Raw genomic sequence first — 20,616 nt, forward strand, 5'->3', positions numbered from 1 at the left:
GGCGGACCGGATCTCGACCGGGCGGGCTCCGTGCGGGTCGGTGCCGGCAGGTGGGCGAGGACGATCAGGAGCCGTTCCAGGAGATGACCAGGAGAATGACGGTGATCGCCAACGGGACGGCGACGAGCAGGGCGCACCCGATGGCACCGGGCAGGTTCTTCCTGCGGAGGCGCCGATCGAGCAGCTTGGCCTCGGGGGTGTCGTTCCGCCAGTGCGGCTGGAGCTCCGCGGTGCCGTCGGCGATCGTCCCGGCCACCCGGGCGACGTCCGCAGGGTGGTACGTGTGCCACTTGCTCTCGCCCCAAGTGGATTGCGATACAAGGAGGTTGTTGCGGACTCCGTTGGCATTCGCGGTGGCGTGCAGGCAGGTCGCCCGGATGGTCGGCCAGGCTCGGGCCAGCTGCCTCTCGGTCAACCAGGCGACGTGCTCCGGATCGGCTGCTGCCACGGGCGCACCCTCTCTCTACTCGCAAGCAGTCTCCCCCCGCCCCGGCCGGACAGGCAACATCCTTTTCCCGTACCCGACTTGACTCCTCATGCCACCACTGCGGACTGGACGTCCAAGAGCGTCCGCCGGCGAGTCAGGGCGAGCGGCTTCGCGCCGGCCGGCGCCCCGGGTGCCGACGGCGGCGCCGGCACCCGGGTCAACGGCCCGGCGCAGCCGAGCAACTACCATGGTGGAGCCTGGATGACCGCCAACCAGGTCGGCGGTTCGGTCGAGGCCCAAGTCCTGCCCCAGCGGGGGCGGCAGGCAACGAGGAAGGCCGGACGGGCGAACACCCGTGAATGCTCAATGCGGCCTCGGACGTCGCCCGGGGGCTCGGCAGCCCCGCCTCATCCGGCCAGGCCCTTGAGGAGGCCGACGTCCACCGGTCGACCCAGGACGCCGGTCCGCCAGGCGACCAGTTCCTGGTAGGCGGGCGAGTGGTACCAGCCGCGGGCGTCCTCCTCGGCGGGGAACTCCAGGATGGCGATCCTGGAGTGAGCCGTCTCGCCCTCCAGCCGGGCTGGGGCGTCGAAGGCGAGCAGCCTGCCGTGGAACGGCTCCAGAGTCGCGCCGACGTTGGCGAGATAGTGCCCCAGATCGGCGTCGGGGGTGTGGTCGGTCCGGACGAAGATCACGTAGTGCATGGTCTGCTCCTGTTTCCGTTTCGGTGTGACGATGTGTCAACTTCGGTGTGACGATGCGTCAGCGGCGGACTGCCGCAGGCTGCGGTGCGGGCTCCGGCCGTCGACCGGCCGTCGGCCGAGGCCGGACCGGCTGGCGGTAGGCGCCGACGAAGGTCAGCGGGAAGAAGAGCCCGATGTTGAGCATCCCGAGCACCGCCGCGCGTCCCCACCAGCGGCCCCTCGGCAGTTTTCTTCCCAGCAGCAGGAGCAGCAGACCCGCCGGGAGCGCGCGCATCACGGCGAGCAGCAGCGGTCGGCCCTCGGGCAGCAGCTGCGTGGTCACCAGGTACGTCGTGCCCCATGCCGCCGGGGCCAGCGCCGTCGTGACGGCCGCCCCCGTGCGTCCCGTGAACGTCCCAGCCATGGCATCCCCCTCAACGTTGACTATGTGAACGTTGAGATAAGTTCTACGCCCCGAGGTGAGTGAACGTCAAGTATCTGAATGTTAAGATAGTTCCATGAAGGAGCATGACACCGTCGACGACATCGTCGACCAGTGGGCCCGGGTCCGCCCCGACCTGAACCCCGAGGCCATCTCACTGATCGGCCGGCTGAGGCGCCTGAACATCCGTGTGGACAGCGCCCTGCGCGAGTACTTCGCCGAATGCGGCCTGGACTCCTCGGAGTTCGACGTTCTCGCGACCCTCCGCCGCGCGGGCGAGCCCTATGAGCTCAACGCCCGAGCGCTCCTGCAGGCGGCCATGGTCACCTCCGGCGCGATCACCAACCGGGTCGACCGCCTGTCCGCGAAGGGCCTGGTGGAGCGGAACCCCTGCCCGAACGACCGCCGCGCCGTCCTGATCCGCCTGACCCCGGCGGGAAGGTCACTGATCGACACGGCCCTCGCCGGCCACGTCAGCAACGAGGAACGCCTCATCGAGGCCCTCACCCCCACCGAGCGCACCCAACTCAACACCCTCCTCCGCAAACTCCTCATCGCCCACGGCGACACCGACCCCATCCCCCGAGCCGGCTGACCCTGCGCCGTCCGACTCGGGCGCAGTTCGGGATGAGCGCCCTCTGGGACGGTCCGGGTTCCCGTGGCACTGCTGTCGGGGCCGTCGGGGTGGCGGCCCGGGTGCGGGCGCGAAGGAGCGTGGGATGGGAACGGCGCTGGTCCATCCGCACACTGCTCACCTGCCTCCGCCGGGTTCACGGGCCCGCGCGGTGATCGCGACAGCGTTCGCGTACCTGGACGCCGCATCGATGACCTGGGTCGACGGCGACGGCAAGGGCGACATCACGGACCCGTACGACGAGTGCCCGGCTGCGGTGCGCAGCCACTGACGTTCCCACGGGGTCACAGCAGCATCGCCTCGAACTGGAACTCGGGCGCGGCCAGCGGCTGCTCGGACCAGATGACCTTGCCTCGGGCCGTGTATCTGGTCCCCCACCGATCGGCCAGCTGGGCCACCAGGAACAGGCCCCGGCCGCCCTCGTCCGTGCTGGCGGCGTAGCGCAGGTGCGGGGCGGTGCTGCTGCCGTCGGAGACCTCGAAGACCAGGCTGCGGTCCCGCAGCATGCGGACACGGATCGGCTCGGCGCCGTAGCGGATGGCGTTGGTGATCAGCTCGCTGAGGATCAGCTCGGCGGTGAAGGACAGCTCCTCCAGCCCCCAGGCCGCCAACTGGTCGACACATTCGCTCCGGATGCGTGAGACGGCGGCGAAGTCGCACGGCACGTCCCAGCCGGCCACCTGGTCGGGCTCGAGCAGCCGCGTGCGTGCGACGAGGAGCGCGACGTCATCACTCGGACGCGACGGGACCAACGCGCCGAACACGGCCCGGCAGGTGTCGTCCGGGGATCCGTCGGCATCGGCACCCGCCAGGGAACTGCGCAGCGCGGCGAGTCCGCTCTCCAGGTCGCGGTCGCGGCCCGCGACGAGCCCGTCGGTGTAGAGCACCAGCGCGCTGCCGGGCGCCAGCTGCAGCTCGGTGGTTTCGAAGGGCAGGCCGCCCACGCCGAGCGGCGGCCCGGCGGGCAGATCGACGAACTCCACGCTGCCGTCGGTGTGCACCAGCGCGGGCGGTGGGTGACCGGCCCGTGCCATCGTGCAGCGTCCGGAGACCGGATCGTAGATCGCGTACAGGCAGGTGGCGCCCGTGACGACCGGTCGCTCGCCCTCACCCTCGCGCTCGCCCCTGCCCTCGGTGTCGCCTTCTCCCGCAGCCGCCTCGCCCTGGTCGAGCCGGGCGACCAGTTCGTCGAGGCGGGCGATCAGTTCGTCCGGGGGCAGGTCGAGGGCGGAGAAGTTGAGTACGGCCGTGCGCAGTCGGCCCATCGTGGCGGCGGCGTGCAGGCCGTGGCCGACGACATCGCCGACGACCAGTGCCACGCGGAAGCCGGGCAGCGGGATGACGTCGAACCAGTCCCCGCCGACCCCTCGCTGCGCCGGCAGGTAGCGGTAGGCCACCTCCATGGCACTCTGCTCGGGCAGCCCCCGGGGCAGCAGGCTGCGCTGGAGTGTCTCGGCCATCCGGTGCTCGCGGGTGTAACGGCGGGCGTTGTCGACGGTGATCGCCGCGCGGGCGACCAGTTCCTCGGCGAAGGAGACGTCCTCCTCCCCGAACGGATCGGACTCCCCCGCGCGCCAGAAGTTGACCGTGCCCAGGGTCAGACCGCGCGCCCGCAGCGGCGCGGAGATCAGCGAGTGGATCCCGTACGCGAGTATTCGGTCGGCGGTCTCCGGGTCGCACGCCCGCCAGGCGTCCGCCTGCCGCAGGTCGGCGACGAGCGCGGCGTTCCCGGTCTCCAGGGCGGTCTCCTCCGGGGTGCCGGGCAGGGGGCTGATCTGCGAGCCCACGGGGTAGAACGGCCGGTCGTCGCTGATGCCGCTGGCGGCCGTGCGACGGATCCGCGGGCCCTGTGCGGTGCCCGGGTCCGGGAGCGGCTCGTCACCGCACAGCACCGGGTCGGCCAGCTCGACCGTGGCGAAGTCCGCGAAGCGCGGAACCGCCACGTCGGCCAGCTCCTGGGCGGTCCGCACCACGTCCAGCGTGGTGCCGACCCGCAGCCCCGCCTCGTAGAGCAGCCGCAGCCGGGCCCGGGCCGCCTCGGCCTGCCCGGCCAGCGCCCGCAGCTCGGTGGTGTCCCGGATGGTTGCGACACTGCCGGGCCCTCCGCCGAACGGCGCGGTCGGGCGGTTGTTGACGGCGAGCAGCCGGTCTTCGGCCAGGTGCACCTCGTCGGTGGCGGCCCGCCCGGACACCAGCAGTTCGGCCAGTCCGGGATCGAGCCCGAGCCCGGCGACCGGCCGCCCCTCCACCTCGGGCGGCAGCTCCAGCAGCCGCCGGGCCTCGTCGTTCGCCAGCAGTACCCGTCCGTCCCCGCCGACGATCAGCACACCCTCGCGGACCGCGTGCAGCACCGCGTGATGGTGCTCGTACATCCGCGTCATCTCGGCCGGGCCCAAGCCGCGCGTCTGGCGGCGCAGCCGCCGCCGCACCAGCGCCGCCCCGCCCATGCCAACGGCGAGCGCGGCCGCCGCGCCGCCGAGCAGGACCGGCAGCTGCCGGCTCACCGCGCTGCCCGTGTGTGCGACGGTGTAGCCGACCTCGACCAGCCCGGCGACCGAACCGTCCGGCCTGGTGACCGGCACGTCGGTTTCCACGACCCGTCCGATGGGCGCGGTGAGGCTGGTGGTGCTCGGCCCCTTGAGGCCTTCCTGGTACGGGCCGATGACGTGCTTCCCGATCAGCGCAGGATTGTCGGACGTGTAGCGGATCCCCTCCGGGCTGGCGATCACGACGTAGTCGAAACCGCCCTTCTTCATGATGTCCAGGGCCAGCGGCTGCAGCACCGCGGTCGGATCGGCGCTGTCCAGGGCGTTCACCACCGTGGGGACCTGCGCCAAGGTGACGGCCGCGGCGCGCGTGCGGTGCGCGGCGTCACTCATGGCGAAGCTCCTGGCCTGCAGCAGGAGCGCCGTCAGCGCGGCGCCGACCAGGAGCACCACCGCGACCAGCAGCCACAGGAACACCTGCCCGGCGACACTGTGCACGCACAGCCGCGAGCGCAGCCGGCCCCGAGGGGACCGGTGTTCCCTCGGTCCGCCCTGTGCCCTGTCCCCACGGGCATGACTCACTGCGTGCATCCGGGCCGTCCCCGCGCATACGGGTGTTCCTCTTCCACGCTGCCACCCCGCCCGGAGACGCGCATGCGCGAAGCCGCCGCAGGGCCGAACGGACCAGGCGGACCCGTCGACTGGTAAGCCGACCGACCCGACGCGGCCGCTGGGTCACCCTCCGACCTGCAGAGGCCGCCTGACCTGTGACAACGGGCTACGAGCGGGGGATTTCCGGACCAGCCGGACTCCCGGTGGTCCCGATCGGCCGGGCCGGAACACCTGGGGCAGCGGTCGGGCTCGGGCGATGTGCGGAGCGACGTCGTCGTGGTCTCGGGATGACCGTGTCCGGAAGATCGTGTAAGTCCGTGATGTGACAGGCTGGCCGGGGCCTGCGATCCGGGCCTTGATCAGCCGGGACGGGAGGTGCGCTGTGAACGTCCTGCGACCCACGCTGGCGAAGGTGCCGTGGCTGCTCGCGGCGCTGGCCCTCGTGGCCGGCGTCCTGCTGGACCGTTTCGCGCCCCAGCCGTACACCGGGCTCCCGCTGCTGGCAGCCGCACCGCTCGTCGCGGGTGCCACGCTCTCCTTCCGCTCCGCGCTCGCCGTCGTGTGCGTCACGTGCGTGGTCTCGGTGCTGGTGGATGTCGAACGCGGGCGTCCGGCGACACCGTTGTTCGTCGATCTTGCCGTGGTCGGCTTGATCGGCGTGCTGGCTCTGGCGGTCAACCGGCTGATCGTGCGGCAGAGGCGCGATCTGGCGCTGGCCAGGGATGTCGCGGAGGGGGTCCAGCGGGCGGTGCTCCCGGAGCCGCCGAGGACGATCGGGCCGCTGGCCGTGGCTGCGGGGTACACGGCGGCGCAGGCCGAGGCGCGGATCGGCGGTGACTTCTTCTCGGTGCAGGAGACGCCGTTCGGGGTGCGGATGATCATCGGCGACGTGCGGGGCAAAGGTATTGCGGCTGTCGCCGTCGTGTCGATCGCGCTCGGAACCTTCCGCCAGGAGGCCGAGTACGCTCCCACCCTGGTCGCCCTGGGACAGCGGATGGACGAGGCGCTGACCAGGGAAGCAGCCCGGAGCGGCACGGTGTACTCCATGGAGGGCTTCATCACCGCCCTACTGGCCGAGGTCTCCACCGACGGCGAGGTACTGAGCCTGGTGAACCGTGGGCATCCGCCGCCGTACCTGCTTCACGACGGACAGCTCGTACGGCTCGACCCGACCGTCCCACAGCTGCCCCTCGGCCTGGGGCTGGGCGATCTCACTCCTGCCGGCGCCGTGTCCGCCGATGTGGTGCGGCTGCCCCCGGGGGCCTCGCTGTTGTTGGTCACCGACGGTGTCACCGAGGCCCGGGACAAGTGGGGCACCTTCTACGATCCGGTCGCCTCGGAGTGCATGCGCAGGCGGTTCACCGACCCCGACGCAGTGGTGGATGCCCTCACCAAAGACGTCGGCCGCTGGACCGGGGGCAGACGCGACGACGACATGGCCATCCTGGTGGTCACCCGGCTCCACCGCGCTCCCCGCGTCGCCTGAAGTCCCGGAACCCGAGCCGATGCGCAGGCGCGCCGCCGCACGGTGGACCCGCGCGGGCCGCCACGCTGGCAGGGACTCGGCCCGGCCGTCGCAGTGCCGATCGGGACTGCGGAGCACGACGTGCGCGGCGTGCTGATGCTGGCCCGCGCAACGGGTGCACCGTTGTTCGACGGGGACGAGTCCGGGCCGCTGCTGGGTTTCGCCGGGCAGGCGGCGCTCGCGATGGAGCTGGCGGAGCGGCGACGCGAGTCCGAGCAGATCGTCCTGCTGAAGGAGCGGGACCGGATCGCCCGGGACCTGCACGACCTGGCGATCCAGCGGCTGCTCGCCACCGGGATGACGCTGCAGGGCGCGCTCAGGTTCATCGACCATCCGGAGGCCGCCGACCGGGTGCTGCGTGCCATCGACGACCTCGACGAGACCGCGAGAACCATCCGCGCAACCATCTTCGGCCTGCGGATCAGGGAGGCGGGCCCGGCGGCGAAGGGGTTGCGGGCCAGGGTGGTCGAGGTCGTCGAGCGGGCGGCGGCCGTACTCGGTCAGTCGAGCAGGGTCAGCTGGCAGCCGTCGCAGGATGCGAACTTCCAGACCGCGAGGGTGGGGAGCCCGTCGTCGCCCACGTCACAACTCCCTTACCGCGAGCAGGGACTGTGATCCGGCACAGTCGACCACCGGTCCGTCCAGGCACAGCAGGAGCGGGCCGAGCTGGCAGTGACCGCAGTGGCCCGTGCCGCACTTCATGTTCCGTTCCAGCGACACCTGGATGCGATGCGCGGGCAGGCCGCGTGCGGTCAGTGCCTGCGCGGTGTGCCGGATCATCACTTCCGGCCCGCAGAGCAGCGCGCAGGTGTTCTCTTCCCGCAGCTCGACCCGGTCGAGCAGTCCGGTGACCACACCGACGGCGCCCTGCCAGCCGGGAGTGGGGCGATCGACCGTCACCTCGACCCGGGCCGAGGCCCGCCAGCGCCGCAGTTCGTCCCGGTAGAGGAGGTCCTCGGCGGCGCGGGCACCCACCAGAACACCGAGGCGGCCGTGCTCCCCTGGACGCTCCAGCACATGGTGCACCACCGGGCGCAGCGGGGCGAGCCCGATACCGCCCGCGATCACCAGCACGTCGGCCCCGGCCGCCGAGTCCAGGTCCCAGCCGGTGCCGTACGGCCCGCGCAGCCCCACGACGTCGCCCGGCCGCAGCCCCACGACGTCGCCCGGCCGCAGCCGGCAGAGCGCCCCGGAGACCGCTCCGACCGCGCGTACGGTGTGCACCAGAGCATCGCCCGAGCCTCGGATCGCGCTGACCGAGATCGGCACCTCGCCGACGCCGAAGACGTACACCATCGCGAACTGCCCGGGCTGGAAGCGGGGCAACGCCGCTGCGACGGGCAGCAGTTCGAGCGAGACGGCATCGGCGGTCTCCGGGCGGGCGGCGGCCACCCGGTACGGCAGGGGCGGTGTGACGGTACTCATGACGCGGCCGTGCGGGGCGCGTAGAGGTCGAGCAGGCGGATCCGGGTGGCCTGGAGTCGTTCGGCGATCACCTCGGCGCAGCGCAGCGTCAGCCGGTATCCGAGCTCCGGGTCCGCCGTGCACGGTGCCCGAACCTGGTCGGCGGGGAATTCCCAGGCGTCCACCGGTGCGAGTGCCTGCGCGCCCAGGTGCCAGCGGTACGGCGGGAAGAGCCAGGACCAGCCGAGGAGTTGACCCGGCCCGACGGTCTCCACCACTGGCGGCGGGCGGCCGGGGACGTACAGGTCGAGGGCGACCTCGCCGGAGCGGATCAGCCAGAAGCGGTCGGCCGCCCCGCCCTCGTCGAACAGCCGCTCCCCTCCGGGGAAGGAGCGGTCGCGGGCGATGGCGAGCAGCTGGTCCCGGTGCGTCTCCGGAAGACCACCGAGCAGCGCGGGCAGGCCGGTCATGCGGGTGCCCCACCGTCGTCGGCCGGCCGGTTGGCCCAGTCGTGCAGAGCGGCCGCTTCCTCGGTGATGTCGATGGCGACCGGGCACCACACGATGCACCGGCCGCAGCCGACGCATCCCGACGAGCCGAACTGGTCGTACCAGGTGCCCAGTTTGTGGGTGAGCCACTGCCGGTACCGGCTGCGTGGCGAGGCGCGCACCGTGCCCGCGTGCAGATAGGAGAAGTCCAGGTCGAAGCAGGAGTCCCAGAGCCGCCAGCGCTCGGCGTGGTCGCCGGTCAGGTCCGTGACGTCCTCGGTCGTGGTGCAGAAACAGGTCGGGCAGACCATGGTGCAATTGCCGCAGGTCAGACAGCGTGATGCCACGTCGTCCCAGCGCGGGGCGTCGAGCGTGCCCGCCATCAGCTGGTGCAGGTCGGCCTCGGGCATGGTGCGGCCCATCCGGTCGGCGGCCGCAGCGACCTGTTCGCGGGCGGCCTCCCGGGTGGCGTCGTCGGCGCTCCGGCCGGGGAGTTCGGCGAGGACCTCGGCGCCCTCCGGGCTGCCGCTGCGGATCCAGAACCGGTGGCCGCTCCCGTCGGCCAGCTCCGAGGACGCTGTGGTTCATGGTTCTCGCACCTCCTCGGCGGCCGCCGGGCGGCGCAGCCGTCGCAGGTAGGGGTCGAAGGACCCTCGGGGCTCCAGACGCACCCGGGCGTCCACGCAGAGCACTCCGTCGGGCCGGGCGATCAACGGGTTGAGGTCGAGCTCGGCGAGCTGTGGAAGGTCGGTGGCCAGGTGGGAGATCCTGGCGAGCACGTCCTGGACTGCCGCCACGTCCACCGCCGCCGCGCCCTGGTGCCCCAACAGCACCGGGGAGCCGCGCAGTTCGGTGACCATGGTGGCCAGGTCCCGTTCGGTCAGCGGGGCGAGCCGGGCGGTGCGGTCGTCCAGTACGTCGGTGGCAGTACCGCCGAGGCCCAGGACGGCGAGCGGGCCGAAGACCCGGTCCTGGACGACTCCGGCGAGCAGCTCCAGTCCGGGTGCGGCCATCGGCTGGACCACCACGCCGGTGAGCTGCCTGCCGAAGCGTTCGGTGAACTCACGGAAGATCTCGCGGACTTGGCCGTCCGTGGCCAGGCCGGTACGTACCGCTCCGAGCGTGCTCTTGTGGACCTGGCCCGGCCAGTACGCCTTGAGCACGACCTCACCCCGGTGCCCCAGCTGCCGCAGGGACTGGGCAGCAACGACGGCTCCGTGTTCGTCCGGCACCCAGATCGAGATGGTCAGCGGCAGGCCGTAACAGTCGAAGAGCTCGACGGTGAGGGCGGGGTCGAGCCAGCCGCCGTCCGGGTTGGCGGCGAGGAACGCCTCGACCAGGTGTCGGGCCGACCGCGGATCGCAGCCGGGCGGGGGCGCGGCCTCGGGACTGGGAGGTTCGGTCAGCCAGTGGGCCCGGTCGCGGGCGTGGGCGAGCGCCCGCGCGGCGGCCTGCGGGTCGGCGTACGAAGGGATGCGCCCTCCGTCGGAGCAGGTCAGGTAGCGGACCGGCACCTCCTGGCTGAGCAGGACGGCGGCGACCGGGACGCGGCGGCGGGCCGGGCCGTCGAGCAGGGCACGGACCGGATCATCGTGCGGCCCGGTGGCCAGCGCGGTGGGGACCAGGCAGACCAGCAGGGCGTCCACGGCCCGGCTGCGCGCCAGCGTGTCCAGGCAGGCGGCCAGCTCGACGGGGCGCACGGCCGCGGTGGTGTCCACCGGATTGGCCGTGGCGGAGCCGTCAGGCAGCAGTTCGCGCAGCTCCGCGGTGATGTCGGGGGGCAGTTCGAGCTGGGTCAGCCCGGCATCGGCGCAGGCGTCGGCGGCCAGGATGCCGACGCCGCCCGCATTGGACACCACGGCCACCGCACACCGCGTCGAGGGCAGCGGCTGGCTGTGCAGCAGGGCTGCCGTGTCGACGAGTTCGGAGAGGCTGCGGGTCGCAGTGATCCCCGCCTGGCGGAACAGGGCCTCGCGGGCGACGGTCGGGGTGGCGGCTGCGGCGGTGTGCGAGGCGGCGCCCCGGCGGCCGGCGGGTGAGCGGCCGGCGTCGACGGTGAGGATCGGGAACCTGCGGGTGACCCGGCGGGCTGTGCGGGAGAAGGCGCGCGGGTTGCCGAAGGACTCCAGGTGCAGCAGGGCGAGGTCGGTGCTGCCGTCGCTCTCCCACCACTGCAGCAGGTCGTTGCCGCTGACGTCGTACTTGTCGCCGAGCGAGACGAAGCTGGAGACGCCGATACCCAGCCAGGTCAGGCGTTCCAGCAGCGCTATGCCGACACCGCCCGACTGCACCGCCACTCCCGCGCTGCCCGGCAGCGGCCACACCGCGCCGAACTCGGCGTCCAGCCGGATCGCCGGGTCGGTCTGGGCGATGCCCAGGCTGTTCGGGCCGACCAGCCGCATCGAGTGGCGACGGCAGGCGTGCATCAACTGCCCTGCGGTGTGGGCGTCGAGGCCGGAGGCGAGGACGACCAGCGCCCGCACCCCGGCCTGGCCGCACTCTTCGGCCGCCCCCGCCACCGCGATCGGCGGCACCGCCAGTACGGCGAGGTCCGGGATGCCGGGCAGGGTGCCAAGCGACGCATAGGCGGCCTCACCCGCGACCTCGGCGGCGTACGGGTTGACCGCCCACAGCTGCCCGGTGAAACCGGCCTGCCGGATCTTCAGCAGGACGGACTGCCCGACCGAGCCCGGCCGCCGCGAGGCGCCCACCACCGCGACGGAGGCCGGGCGCAACAGGGCGGCCAGACTGGCGATGTCGGCCCTGCGGCCCCGTTCGTCCACGGCCTCGCGGTAGTGCTCGTCCGTCTCGTCGAGCGGGACCCGGACCCGGACCTCACCCTGTTCGAGATGGCGGTGGACCGGGAGGCCCAGGTCGGTGAAGACCCGGTGCACGGCCAGGTTGCCCGCCAGGGTGTCGGCCTCGACGGCGCGGATGCCGTTCTGCCGTGCCGCGTGGACCAGGTGTTCCAGCAGCAGGGTGGCGACGCCCCGGTGGTGCCAGTCGTCGGCGACCACCACGGCCAGCTCGGCCGTGTCCGGGCGCCCTTGGACGCTCTCGCAGTCGGCCTCCCCGACGAGTTCCCCGCCCACCCAGGCACCCAGTGCGAGAAGCTCCGGCCTCGGCGCGGCACAGAGCCGGTCGGCCGCCAGCTGCGGGGCCTGCCGGCTGGCACCGAAGAAGCGCATTCTGCGGCTCTCGTCCGACATCCGCTCGGCGTGCAGGTCCAGTACGGCCGCCCGGTCCGCCGGGCCGATCGGCCGGATCGTGACCGTGGTCCCGTCGGCGAGCAGCGCCTCGACGGTGTGCGGCAGGTGTTGGGCGGTGGACATGGCAGCTCCTCTGTCCGTGGCGGCCCTCGGGCTGTGCACCTCCAGCCTCCGCTCACACCACGCGTGCCGCACAGGGCCGACCGGCCCCCAGGTCACCCCGGCCGTACCCGGCAGTGGGGCCGCGCGGCCTCGCGTCACGGCCCGAACGGCCCTCCCCGGCGGCCACCCCGGCCGCCGACGCCGGAGGTGAGCCCGCGCGCCGCCGACTCCGGACCGAGGAGTCGCCGCCGACCAGCGACCACCGAGCGGAGCGACCGCGTGCTGCGCACACTGGAAGCAGCCGAGCGGAGGAGGCCAGGTGGACGCGGACGCCCGGGCCCAGTCCCCGACGGCCCCGGCACACGGGTCCCCGCGTCCGGCCCCGGAGCCGGCGATGCCCGACCCGTGGACCCTGCGGTACGAGGGATTCGACCCCGCCCAGGAGGGCGTCCGCGAAGTCCTGTGCGCCGCCGGGAACGGCTATCTGGTCACCCGGGGCGCCGCACCCGAGTCCCGGCGGACGGCGTCCACTACCCCGGCACGTACCTGGCCGGGCGCTACGACCGCGTCACCTCCAGCGTCGCGGGCCGCATCGTCGACAACGAGGACCTGGTCAACTGCCCCAACTGGCTGCCGCTGACCTTCCGCCGCCAGGGCGGCGACTGGTTCGACGGCCCGCCCGCGCACCAGCGCCTGGAACTGGATCTGCGGCGAGGCGTGCTCACCCGGTACGCCCTGGTGGCGGACCCGCAGGGCCGCCGCACCCGGCTGGTGCAGCGCAGGATCGCCAGCCAGGCGCAGCCCCACCTGGTCGCGCTGGAGACCACCCTGGTGCCGGAGAACTGGTCCGGCCCGCTGGAGGTCCGCTCCGCCCTCGACGGCGCGGTGGCCAACACCGGCGTCACGCGCTACGCCGGTCTGGCCGGCCGCCAGCTCCTCCCGGCCGGGCAGGGCGCGGACCCCGGCGGCCTGCTCTGGCTGGAGGCCGCCGCCAACGGATCCCCGCTGCGCATCGCGCTCGCTGCCCGCACCCGGGTACGCCACGGGGGGCACACCGCTGCCCCTCGTGCACACCGAACAGCTCCTGGACGGCTGGGCGGCCCAGCTCCTCACCCTGGACGCCGCCGAGGGCCGGCCGGTCACCGTGGAGAAGACCGTCGCGGTGTACACCTCCCGCGACCCGGCGACCGCCTCTCCGCTGCAGACCGCCCGGCTGCTCGCAGCGCAGGCCCCCGACTTCGACCGGCTACTGGACGAACACGCCCTGCGCTGGGCCGAGTTGTGGCGCCGCTGCCACATCGACGCCGACTTCGACGGCATCGGCGCGGTCCACCTGAACCTGTTCCACCTGCTCCAGACGTACTCCGAGCACTCCGTGGACCTCGACGTCGGAATCCCCGCCCGGGGCCTGCACGGCGAGGCCTACCGCGGTCACGTCTTCTGGGACGAGCTCTTCGTCCTCCGGCTGCTCAACCTCCGCTTCCCCGAAGTCGGGGCAGCTCGCCCTACCCGGTTGATTGGCAGGGGCCGTCCGCGTGCCGTCCGGGCGTCGCTCCCGGGCAGTGGCCATGATCGGGGCGGCGTGCATCGTCTGATGCCGAGCGAGAACAGGAGGTGGCCTGATGACCACGACCGGATTGTCCTTCGATGTGGTGAGCATCGAGAAGCCCGATGATGTGAATGTGATCATCGGGCAGTCGCATTTCATCAAGACCGTGGAGGACCTGCATGAGGCGATGGCCGGGGCAGGCCCGCACCTGCGCTTCGGTATCGCCTTCTGCGAGGCCTCCGGCGACTGCCTGGTCCGCCGCTCCGGTAACGACGACGAGCTGGTGTCGCTGGCAGTGCGCAATGCGCAGGCGATCGGGGCCGGCCACTCCTTCGTGATCCTGTTGCGCGAGGGCTATCCGGTCAACGTCCTCAACGCCGTCAAGCTCGTGCCTGAGCTGTGTGGCATCTTCTGCGCCACCGCCAACCCCGTGGACGTCCTGCTCGCCGTCACCGAGCAGGGCCGCGGCGTGATCGGCGTGGTCGACGGCGTACCACCGGTCGGTGTCGAGACCGACGACGACGCCGCGGACCGGCACCGCCTGCTACGGCGGATCGGCTACAAACTCTGAGCTCGTTGTTCTATCTCGGTGCCATCTTCTACTGAACGAGGCTGTGCCGCTGCGCGCGGAGTCACCGCTCCGCGGGCGGCTCGCCTCCTTTGCCGCGCCCCCCTTGTGCCGGGCCGCTGCGGCCTTTCACCCGGCTCGCTGTCGCGGCCCGGCTCTGCGAAGGCTCGGTCGGACCTCTCATCGTGAGGGCCGAGCGGCGGTCGTCGTCCAGGTCGTCCCTGCCGCGCCGCCCGTCCGCGGCCTGCGCCGCACGGGTCACCACGGGGCCGGGCGGACCGCGCAGGATCCACGCGCCGGCGGAACGGCGAGCGCCGCACCCGCGAGCGGGCCGAGCAGGTGGAGCCAGAGCAGCCCACCGGGGCCGCCCACCAGGGCGGAGGCCAGGCTGCGGGCCGGCTTCCTCGAGGCCTGCCCTCGCAGAACCGCAGGAACACCCCACTCCCCCAGGCTCGACCCGCGCACCCGCACAGGCAACCCGGTATCGGGCCGCGCCCGGTACGCCGGTGTCAGCGAAACCGCTCGTGAGCGGCTCGCGCACCAGCCTGTGCCGACGCCCGGCGCGTAGCCCGCCACCGCGGCGATCACCGGCTTGCGCAGCCGTCCCAGCTCGTCCCAGGCGGCGAACCAGTCGCCGAGGCAGGCGTCGACGAAGGTGAGCGCCTGTATCTCCCTGATGTCGGCGCCGGCCGCGAAGGCCTTCTCCGAGCCGGTGACGACCAGCGCGCCGATCTCCGGATCCCGGTCGAAGGCCCCGGCGGCATCGACGGCCTCGTTCATCACCTCGGTGTTGAGCGCGTTCAGCGCCTTCGGCCGGTTCAGCGTGATCAGTCCACCCGGTCCTTGCGTTCCACCGGGATCGTCTCCGGAGACGGTGGCCGCGCCACGGACGGTATCCACCGAGGAGTGGATCGCGCTTGTGCGTGCCCGGTGGTTGGCGGGCGCCTGGGACGACATCCTCTACGGTCACACAGAGGTCGACCTCACTACCGCCGTCGCGGAGTTGGAGGCGCAGAGCGCCATGGGAAAGGACCTGCTCCGGATCATGCAAGACGCGATCGAGATGTCCGTGGAGGTTGTCCAGGAAAGTCTCTCCTCGTAGATTCTCCGACCCGCGCAGGCATGCCCGGTGGGTGATCGGAGAGGGTGCTTCGGCGACGATGAAGCAGCCGTCTTCCGGACAGTGAGAAGAAGTGACCTCGGATGACTTTGTCGGTGGCCGTGACGCCGACCGAGTTGGTACCGGCGGTGGTCGGGGTGCCGCTGATCAGGCCGGTCGAGGAGTTGATCGACAGGCCGGCCTGACTAGCCGCTGGTGCTGTAGGTCAGGGTCTGGCCCGAGGCGGAGTCGGTGGCGTGGATCTGCAGCGAGACCGCGGTGCCGCTCCGGGAGCCGGGCTCGGAACGCCCAACGGCCTCGCAGCCTTCAAGGGTTGACAGCCGCAGCCCCGAGTGCCCGCCGGTCCCGCGCCGACGGGCACTCCGCTGTCCGGGCATGGCCCGAAGCGCGCTCGCTCAGCTGAGCGAGGTGAGGAGGGTGTTGAGGGCCTCGACCTCGGTGGCCTTGCCCGGGTTCGGGGCGCGCAGCGCCTTCAGGACGTGGTCGATTTCGCCGTCGAGGAAGGTCCAGGCCTGCTCGCTCTTGGGCTCGAGAGTGGGCTGGTCGTCGTCCCAAGCCTTCTCGAGGTCGGTGACGCGGGCGGTCGCGGCTGCCTGATTGCCCGAATTGAGCTTCGCCAGGGTGTCAGCTGTGATCGTGTGGAACTTCGCGATCTCAGCCGGAGGGAACGACGACGTCGCCTGGTCCGGGGTGAGAGCGGCGGACGCGGGTGCAGGGGTGTCACCCTCACCGGCCGCAGCCGCGTGCGGCTGCTGGTGCGCCCAGACGAGAAGCGCCGCGGTCGCGACCGCCACGACGGCGTAGTAACCGAGCATGATCCGCTCACGCACCGGGTTAGCCGCCCGTGGGGTACGGGTCAGATCGTGGGGCTCGATGACGTCGCTGCGGCTGCGCGTGAGGTAGAGGACCGTCGCGAGGATCGCGACCAGGAAGATCACGCTGGTCACCGCGGTGCCGAAGCCCAGGCCGCCGTCGCTGCCGGGCGAGGCGAGCCAGTCGCCGAGGTTGGCTCCGAGCGGGCGGGTGAGGACGTAGGCCAGCCAGAAGGAGAGCACCACGCCGGCGCCGAGGCGCCACGCGACCACGACCGCCACGATCAACCCGAGAGGAAGGAGCACGGAGATGCCCGGGGGCCAGCCGGTCAGGTCCAAGGTCCAGTCGCCGGTCGCGGTGCCGAGGGCGAAGGTGACCAGGACCGCGAGCCAGTAGAAGAGTTCACGGGGACGGGTGATGATGCTGTGGATCGACAGGGTCCGCTCGCGGGCGTACCAGATCCCGAAGACGATGGCGAGGACGCCGGCGAACACGCTGCTACTCACCGCGAGGGGAACGCCCTGGCTGTCGGTGAGGATGTCCGTGTAAAGGGTGCCGGTCACGCTCAGCACCACGACGGTGAGCCAGTACACGAACGGGATGTAGCGCTTGGTGCTGAGTTGCCAGCCCAAGACACCGGCCAGAACGGCGGTGAATATCAACGAGGTGTTGATCAGACCAACGCCGAGAGCCGTGTTGATCCAGTCAGCGAAGCTCTCGCCGACCGTGGTGCACAAGACTTTGATCACCCAAAACCAGATCGTGACCTCAGGAACCTTGTTCAGCATCCGGCGGGCGTCGGGCATGGCCGTGGGCCGTTCAGTGGTGGTAGCCATGAGGGCGAGGCTGACACATCGGACCTGAACACAACCTGAGCACCGGTTGCCGGGATACGCCGCGGCCGGGCAATACTGGCCTGCATGACTGCTCACCGCGTGCTGGTCGTCGAGGACGACCACGGACTTCGCGACGTGCTCGCCCGAGGCCTGCGCGAGGAGCACTTCGAGGTGCTCACCGCCGCCGACGGGGCGGGCGCGCTGCGCGCCGTCCACGACCGGGTGGACGCCGTAGTCCTGGACATCGGTCTGCCCGACTCCGATGGGCGTGACGTCTGCCACGCCATGCGTGCCGCGGGCTTCGACGCGCCCGTACTCTTCCTCACCGCCCACGACGCGCTGGCCGACCGACTGTCGGGCTTCTCAGCCGGGGGCGACGACTACCTCGCCAAGCCCTTCCACCTGACCGAGCTCGCCGCCCGGGTACGCGCTGCGCTGCGCCGCAACGGGCGCGAGCCCGGCATGGAGGTGGACGGCCTGCGGCTGGACCCGATCGCGCACGTGCTGGAGCCCACAAGCGGCGAGGCGGTGGCACTCACCCCGACCGAGTTCAGACTGTTGGCCTGCCTGATGTCCGCCCCCGGCGCGGTGGTCCGCAGGCGGACGCTGCTGCGGGCGGGGTGGCCCGAGGGCGCCCAGGTCAGTGACAACACCCTCGACCAGTACCTGGTGCGCCTGCGGCGCAAGCTGCGGGAGGCGGGCAGCGCGCAGGGCATCCTGACGGTGCGTGGCGTGGGGTACCGCTTCGCATGAGGACCACATGAAGAGCATGAGAGCCCCTGCCACCCTGCGCGGCCGCCTCGCCCTGCTCGCGCTGGCCACCACCGCGATCTGGGTCGCCGTGCTCACCACTATCTTCAACGTGGAGCTGGGCGCGCGCCTGCGCCAGCAGGCCGACGACCTGGTGCGCACCCGCGCGGCGGCGGTGGCCGCGACCGTGGAGGCTCAGCCGGACGGTCGGATCGTGGTGCGTGAGCCGACCGACGACACGGCGCTCGACGTCGGCATCTGGATCTACCAGGGCGCCACGGCGATCGAGCGCCCCAGCGCATCGAGTACGCTCCAGGACCGTGCGGACCACCTGGCCGGGAACGGAGAGACCTTCGCGGACACCTCCGAACCGCACGCCTTCCGGATGTACGCGCTGCCGGTCATGGCAGGGGACCGCCAGGTGGGCACGGTTGTTGCCTCGGTCGGTCTGGACGCGTACCACGTCACCGCCCGGGCGGTGCTGGCCGGTTCGATAGGGCTCTGCGTGCTGCTGCTCGGCGGCACCTACCTGGTGACCCGCACGGTGGTCAGCCGGGCCCTGCGGCCGGTGGGCCAGATGAGCGCCCAGGCCTCCGAGTGGAGCGAACACGGCACCGCCCAGAGGTTCGGCGCCGATGGCCACCTCGCCGAGCTCGCGGGGCTCGCCGGCAACCTCGACGAACTCCTCGACCGGCAGGCCGCCGTGCTGCGCCACGAGCAGCAGCTGACCGCCGAGCTCTCCCACGAGCTGCGCACCCCCCTGGCCAGGATCACCGCCGAGACCGACTGGCTCACCGCCCGTCCCCGGGGCGCCGACGACCGGCGTGCCTCGCACGAGGCCATCGCTACCGCCGCGGCCCAGATGCAGCGGATCTGCGAGACGCTGCTCTCCGAGGCCCGTACCCGCAACGACCAGGTGCCCGGTCGCTGCGCTGTGGACGACGTGGCCCGCGCACTGGCCCGGCGCAGCTCCGAGGAACACCCCGAGGCTCCGTCCGTCACCGTGGTCGGCGACGGCGCGACCGCAGGCATCTCCGACGGGCTCATGGAGCGCATCCTTACGCCGCTGCTCGACAACGCCCGCCGTTACGCGGTGCACCGGATCACTGTGGAGTCCGAGCGGCGGCCCGGCGGGGTGCAGGTGGCGGTGGTCGACGACGGCTGTGGCGTGCCCGCGTCGGTGGGCGCGGCCGTCTTCGAGGCGGGCCGCCGCGCCCACCCGGGCGACGGCCACGACGGTGCAGGCCTCGGCCTTCCCCTGGCCCGCCGCCTCGCCCGCGCCGCCGGGGGCGACATCACCCTCGCGGACTCGTCCGACGGCGCGAGGTTCGTGGTCTCGCTTCCCGCAGGTTGACGGACGGGACACGGCTCCCAGGCCCCGCACCGCGGCTGCCGGCGCGCGGCGGGCGGCAAGCGCGTGCCACACCGCCGCACCCGAGCCGTGCTGCTCCAGTGTGAGTTCTCGGTCTATGGCACCGGCTGCTCACAGTTGTGACGTGTGCCGTGTCCGTTGAGCGAGAGCGTCCCGATGAGTGCCGGACCCGGCCCGTGTCGCTCGTTGAGCGACTTCGGAGTTCAGGCACTTCGCAAAGCGGCTGGACACAGGTCCAGTTGATGTGGCTTCTTGAGCCCAGGACGGCAGTGCGCAGGGTGCTGACATTGCCACACCGACTCCTCCCGCTGCGAGGACGGCGTGATGTTCGCCGGCATCGACATCACCGCCAACGCCGACCTCCTGGTCGACGGCACGCTGATCGATGCGCCGGTCCGGTCTGCAGCTCCGCCCCGCCGCCGTCTCGGCCTGCTGCTCCTGGTCGCTGTGGTGCCGCTGGGTCTGGTCCCGGGGCGGTGGGGGCGAGCGCCTGCTGCGCCTGGCCTCTGTCGTGGCTTGCCTGCGGCTCCTGCCCGTCGCCGACCTTGGCGGCGGCCCCGCCCGGCCGGGACATGGGGCGGCGTGGCACCTCTGCGGGCACCAGGGGTTGTCGGCGTGTGGGGGTCAGTTCTGGGGGTCGGGCAGCAGGACCAGGCTTTCGACGTCGTGCGGATCGGTGCGTGCGGCCAGGACGACGACTTCCTGGGTCGGGCTCCGGTTGATCGGCTGGTGGGGCACGCTCGGGGGGATGTAGACGAAGTCACCGGCCCGGGCGACGGTGACCTCGGCCAGCTCGGGCCCGTGGCGGACCTCGATCTCGCCACTGAGGATGTAGATCGCGCTCTCGTGGTCGGCGTGGAGGTGGGCCTGCTCGGTGGTGAGCGGTGGGATGACCAGGCGGCTCAGGCACAGCTGGCGCGACCCCGCACGTTCCCTGGTGATGCCGCGCTGCGCGCGGCCGCCCTGTGGGGCGACGATCGCCTGGGGGGCGGGCAGGACGGTGAGCCGGTCCGCAGCCGGCGGAGCGGGTGCGGGATCGTACGTTGTCATGGGGTCCTCCGTGATCTTTCGCGGGCTCCCGACACTAGGGGGATGTCCTCGACACCTTGTGGTGTTCGCCGACGAACGGCCGGAATCTGACGTCCCGTGACGCACACCGGCCGCTTCAGGCGGCGATGTCCTGACAGCCGGTTCGGTGCGCGACCCGACCGCCGGCACCCTGACGAGACGCTACGACCCGGACCACGACCTGGCCCTCCAGTGCGCGCTGCGCCGGGAGCTCCTTGAGGAGCTCGGCCTCGACCTGGCCGCTCTACCCGCGGCGGAGCGGGGGGCAGCAGCGGAGCCACGCGCTCCCACAGGTCATCGGGAACGAGATCAACACGCGCCCGGACACCCTGCCGACGAAGATCGCCGAGCATAAGACCCGCAGCTCAACTCTTTCTGAAACGATCAGTTGACCGTCGCCGCCAAGACCGGGAAAGTGGGCGCCAACCGCCGCGCCCAGGTAAATTCGCCCATTGAGGAGAATCCGTGCCGGGCGATGGCGTCGGAACCTGTCCGGCATGCCCATCGGTCATCCGCCCTCGTTCTGTC

At 72.1% G+C, this 20,616-nt stretch carries 20 protein-coding genes and 2 pseudogenes; 10 read left to right on the forward strand and 12 right to left on the reverse strand.

Features of this window, described 5'->3' with window-relative positions:
- Positions 1 to 64: 64 nt before the first annotated feature.
- The 3 genes and pseudogenes from UK12_RS17690 to UK12_RS17700 form a co-directional block, all read right to left on the reverse strand.
- Positions 65 to 448, reverse strand: a complete 384-nt coding sequence (locus UK12_RS17690) for a hypothetical protein (RefSeq protein ID WP_045303974.1) — start codon at positions 446 to 448, stop codon at positions 65 to 67.
- A gap of 386 nt (positions 449 to 834) precedes the next feature.
- Positions 835 to 1,131 (reverse strand): DUF1330 domain-containing protein, encoded by a 297-nt coding sequence (locus UK12_RS17695; RefSeq protein WP_045303975.1) that lies wholly within the window; start codon positions 1,129 to 1,131, stop codon positions 835 to 837.
- 103 nt (positions 1,132 to 1,234) lie between these two features.
- Positions 1,235 to 1,534 (reverse strand): annotated as a pseudogene (locus tag UK12_RS17700) (EamA family transporter); the annotation flags it as partial.
- Positions 1,535 to 1,628: 94 nt separating this feature from the next.
- Between UK12_RS17700 and UK12_RS17705 the strand changes: the two are divergent.
- Positions 1,629 to 2,147 (forward strand): MarR family winged helix-turn-helix transcriptional regulator, encoded by a 519-nt coding sequence (locus UK12_RS17705; protein WP_045303976.1) that lies wholly within the window; start codon positions 1,629 to 1,631, stop codon positions 2,145 to 2,147.
- Positions 2,148 to 2,271: 124 nt separating this feature from the next.
- A complete protein-coding gene (locus UK12_RS17710; RefSeq protein WP_045303977.1) occupies positions 2,272 to 2,457 on the forward strand; it encodes a hypothetical protein in 186 nt (61 codons plus the stop codon).
- A gap of 13 nt (positions 2,458 to 2,470) precedes the next feature.
- On the opposite strand, the gene UK12_RS17715 is transcribed toward UK12_RS17710, so the two are convergent.
- Entirely contained in the window at positions 2,471 to 5,149 is a 2,679-nt protein-coding gene (locus tag UK12_RS17715) for a SpoIIE family protein phosphatase (protein ID WP_231591261.1), read from the reverse strand.
- Between the two features lie 517 nt (positions 5,150 to 5,666).
- On the opposite strand from UK12_RS17715, the gene UK12_RS17720 reads away from it, so the two are divergent.
- Positions 5,667 to 6,770 carry a PP2C family protein-serine/threonine phosphatase gene (locus UK12_RS17720; RefSeq protein WP_197084957.1) on the forward strand — a complete coding sequence of 368 codons (1,104 nt, stop codon included), beginning with the start codon at positions 5,667 to 5,669 and terminating at the stop codon, positions 6,768 to 6,770.
- Between the two features lie 120 nt (positions 6,771 to 6,890).
- Positions 6,891 to 7,424 carry a histidine kinase gene (locus UK12_RS17725; protein WP_269432029.1) on the forward strand — a complete coding sequence of 178 codons (534 nt, stop codon included), beginning with the start codon at positions 6,891 to 6,893 and terminating at the stop codon, positions 7,422 to 7,424.
- On the opposite strand, the gene UK12_RS17730 is transcribed toward UK12_RS17725, so the two are convergent.
- The 4 genes from UK12_RS17730 to UK12_RS17745 form a co-directional block, all read right to left on the reverse strand.
- Positions 7,392 to 8,234 carry an FAD/NAD(P)-binding protein gene (locus UK12_RS17730; RefSeq protein ID WP_045303979.1) on the reverse strand — a complete coding sequence of 281 codons (843 nt, stop codon included), beginning with the start codon at positions 8,232 to 8,234 and terminating at the stop codon, positions 7,392 to 7,394. The two genes, UK12_RS17725 and UK12_RS17730, sit on opposite strands and share 33 nt — an antisense overlap.
- Positions 8,231 to 8,683: a cyclic nucleotide-binding domain-containing protein gene (locus UK12_RS17735; RefSeq protein ID WP_045303980.1), complete on the reverse strand. Its 453-nt coding sequence runs from the start codon at positions 8,681 to 8,683 to the stop codon at positions 8,231 to 8,233. The genes UK12_RS17730 and UK12_RS17735 overlap by 4 nt, the downstream gene beginning before the upstream one ends.
- Positions 8,680 to 9,111 carry a 4Fe-4S dicluster domain-containing protein gene (locus tag UK12_RS17740; protein WP_231591262.1) on the reverse strand — a complete coding sequence of 144 codons (432 nt, stop codon included), beginning with the start codon at positions 9,109 to 9,111 and terminating at the stop codon, positions 8,680 to 8,682. Before UK12_RS17740 ends, UK12_RS17735 begins: the two co-directional genes overlap by 4 nt.
- Positions 9,112 to 9,285: 174 nt before the next feature.
- On the reverse strand, positions 9,286 to 12,033 hold the full coding sequence (locus tag UK12_RS17745) for a bifunctional acetate--CoA ligase family protein/GNAT family N-acetyltransferase (RefSeq protein WP_045303981.1): 2,748 nt from the start codon (positions 12,031 to 12,033) through the stop codon (positions 9,286 to 9,288).
- Between the two features lie 373 nt (positions 12,034 to 12,406).
- Here UK12_RS17745 and UK12_RS45060 point away from each other — a divergent pair, with 373 nt between their 5' ends.
- From UK12_RS45060 to UK12_RS17755, 4 genes and pseudogenes are all read left to right on the forward strand, one after another.
- Positions 12,407 to 12,652, forward strand: a complete 246-nt coding sequence (locus UK12_RS45060) for a hypothetical protein (RefSeq protein ID WP_156178784.1) — start codon at positions 12,407 to 12,409, stop codon at positions 12,650 to 12,652.
- Positions 12,559 to 13,017: pseudogene (locus UK12_RS45065) on the forward strand (family 65 glycosyl hydrolase); the annotation flags it as partial. The gene UK12_RS45060 and the pseudogene UK12_RS45065, both read left to right, overlap by 94 nt.
- 61 nt (positions 13,018 to 13,078) lie before the next feature.
- Positions 13,079 to 13,687 (forward strand): hypothetical protein, encoded by a 609-nt coding sequence (locus UK12_RS41380; RefSeq protein WP_052681956.1) that lies wholly within the window; start codon positions 13,079 to 13,081, stop codon positions 13,685 to 13,687.
- Positions 13,635 to 14,132, forward strand: a complete 498-nt coding sequence (locus tag UK12_RS17755) for an adenosine-specific kinase (protein WP_045303982.1) — start codon at positions 13,635 to 13,637, stop codon at positions 14,130 to 14,132. The genes UK12_RS41380 and UK12_RS17755 overlap by 53 nt, the downstream gene beginning before the upstream one ends.
- A gap of 255 nt (positions 14,133 to 14,387) precedes the next feature.
- On the opposite strand, the gene UK12_RS36685 is transcribed toward UK12_RS17755, so the two are convergent.
- The 3 genes from UK12_RS36685 to UK12_RS17780 all read right to left on the reverse strand — a co-directional run bounded on the left by UK12_RS36685 (position 14,388) and on the right by UK12_RS17780 (position 16,868).
- On the reverse strand, positions 14,388 to 15,029 hold the full coding sequence (locus tag UK12_RS36685; RefSeq protein ID WP_052681957.1) for an enoyl-CoA hydratase-related protein: 642 nt from the start codon (positions 15,027 to 15,029) through the stop codon (positions 14,388 to 14,390).
- A gap of 143 nt (positions 15,030 to 15,172) precedes the next feature.
- Positions 15,173 to 15,424 carry an Ig domain-containing protein gene (locus tag UK12_RS41385; protein ID WP_197084959.1) on the reverse strand — a complete coding sequence of 84 codons (252 nt, stop codon included), beginning with the start codon at positions 15,422 to 15,424 and terminating at the stop codon, positions 15,173 to 15,175.
- Between the two features lie 220 nt (positions 15,425 to 15,644).
- Positions 15,645 to 16,868 (reverse strand): COG4705 family protein, encoded by a 1,224-nt coding sequence (locus tag UK12_RS17780; protein ID WP_231591263.1) that lies wholly within the window; start codon positions 16,866 to 16,868, stop codon positions 15,645 to 15,647.
- A 114-nt stretch (positions 16,869 to 16,982) separates the two neighbouring features.
- Here UK12_RS17780 and UK12_RS17785 point away from each other — a divergent pair, with 114 nt between their 5' ends.
- Together UK12_RS17785 and UK12_RS17790 are read left to right on the forward strand one after the other, a co-directional pair.
- A complete protein-coding gene (locus tag UK12_RS17785) occupies positions 16,983 to 17,651 on the forward strand; it encodes a response regulator transcription factor (protein ID WP_045303987.1) in 669 nt (222 codons plus the stop codon).
- Positions 17,652 to 17,658: 7 nt separating this feature from the next.
- Positions 17,659 to 19,002: a sensor histidine kinase gene (locus UK12_RS17790; RefSeq protein WP_045303988.1), complete on the forward strand. Its 1,344-nt coding sequence runs from the start codon at positions 17,659 to 17,661 to the stop codon at positions 19,000 to 19,002.
- A gap of 642 nt (positions 19,003 to 19,644) precedes the next feature.
- Here UK12_RS17790 and UK12_RS17795 read toward each other — a convergent pair.
- Positions 19,645 to 20,070, reverse strand: a complete 426-nt coding sequence (locus UK12_RS17795; protein ID WP_052681958.1) for a cupin domain-containing protein — start codon at positions 20,068 to 20,070, stop codon at positions 19,645 to 19,647.
- Between the last annotated feature and the right edge of the window lie 546 nt (positions 20,071 to 20,616).

Source organism: Saccharothrix sp. ST-888 (assembly GCF_000955975.1).
In the GTDB taxonomy this organism is placed as follows: Bacteria; Actinomycetota; Actinomycetes; order Streptomycetales; family Streptomycetaceae; genus Kitasatospora.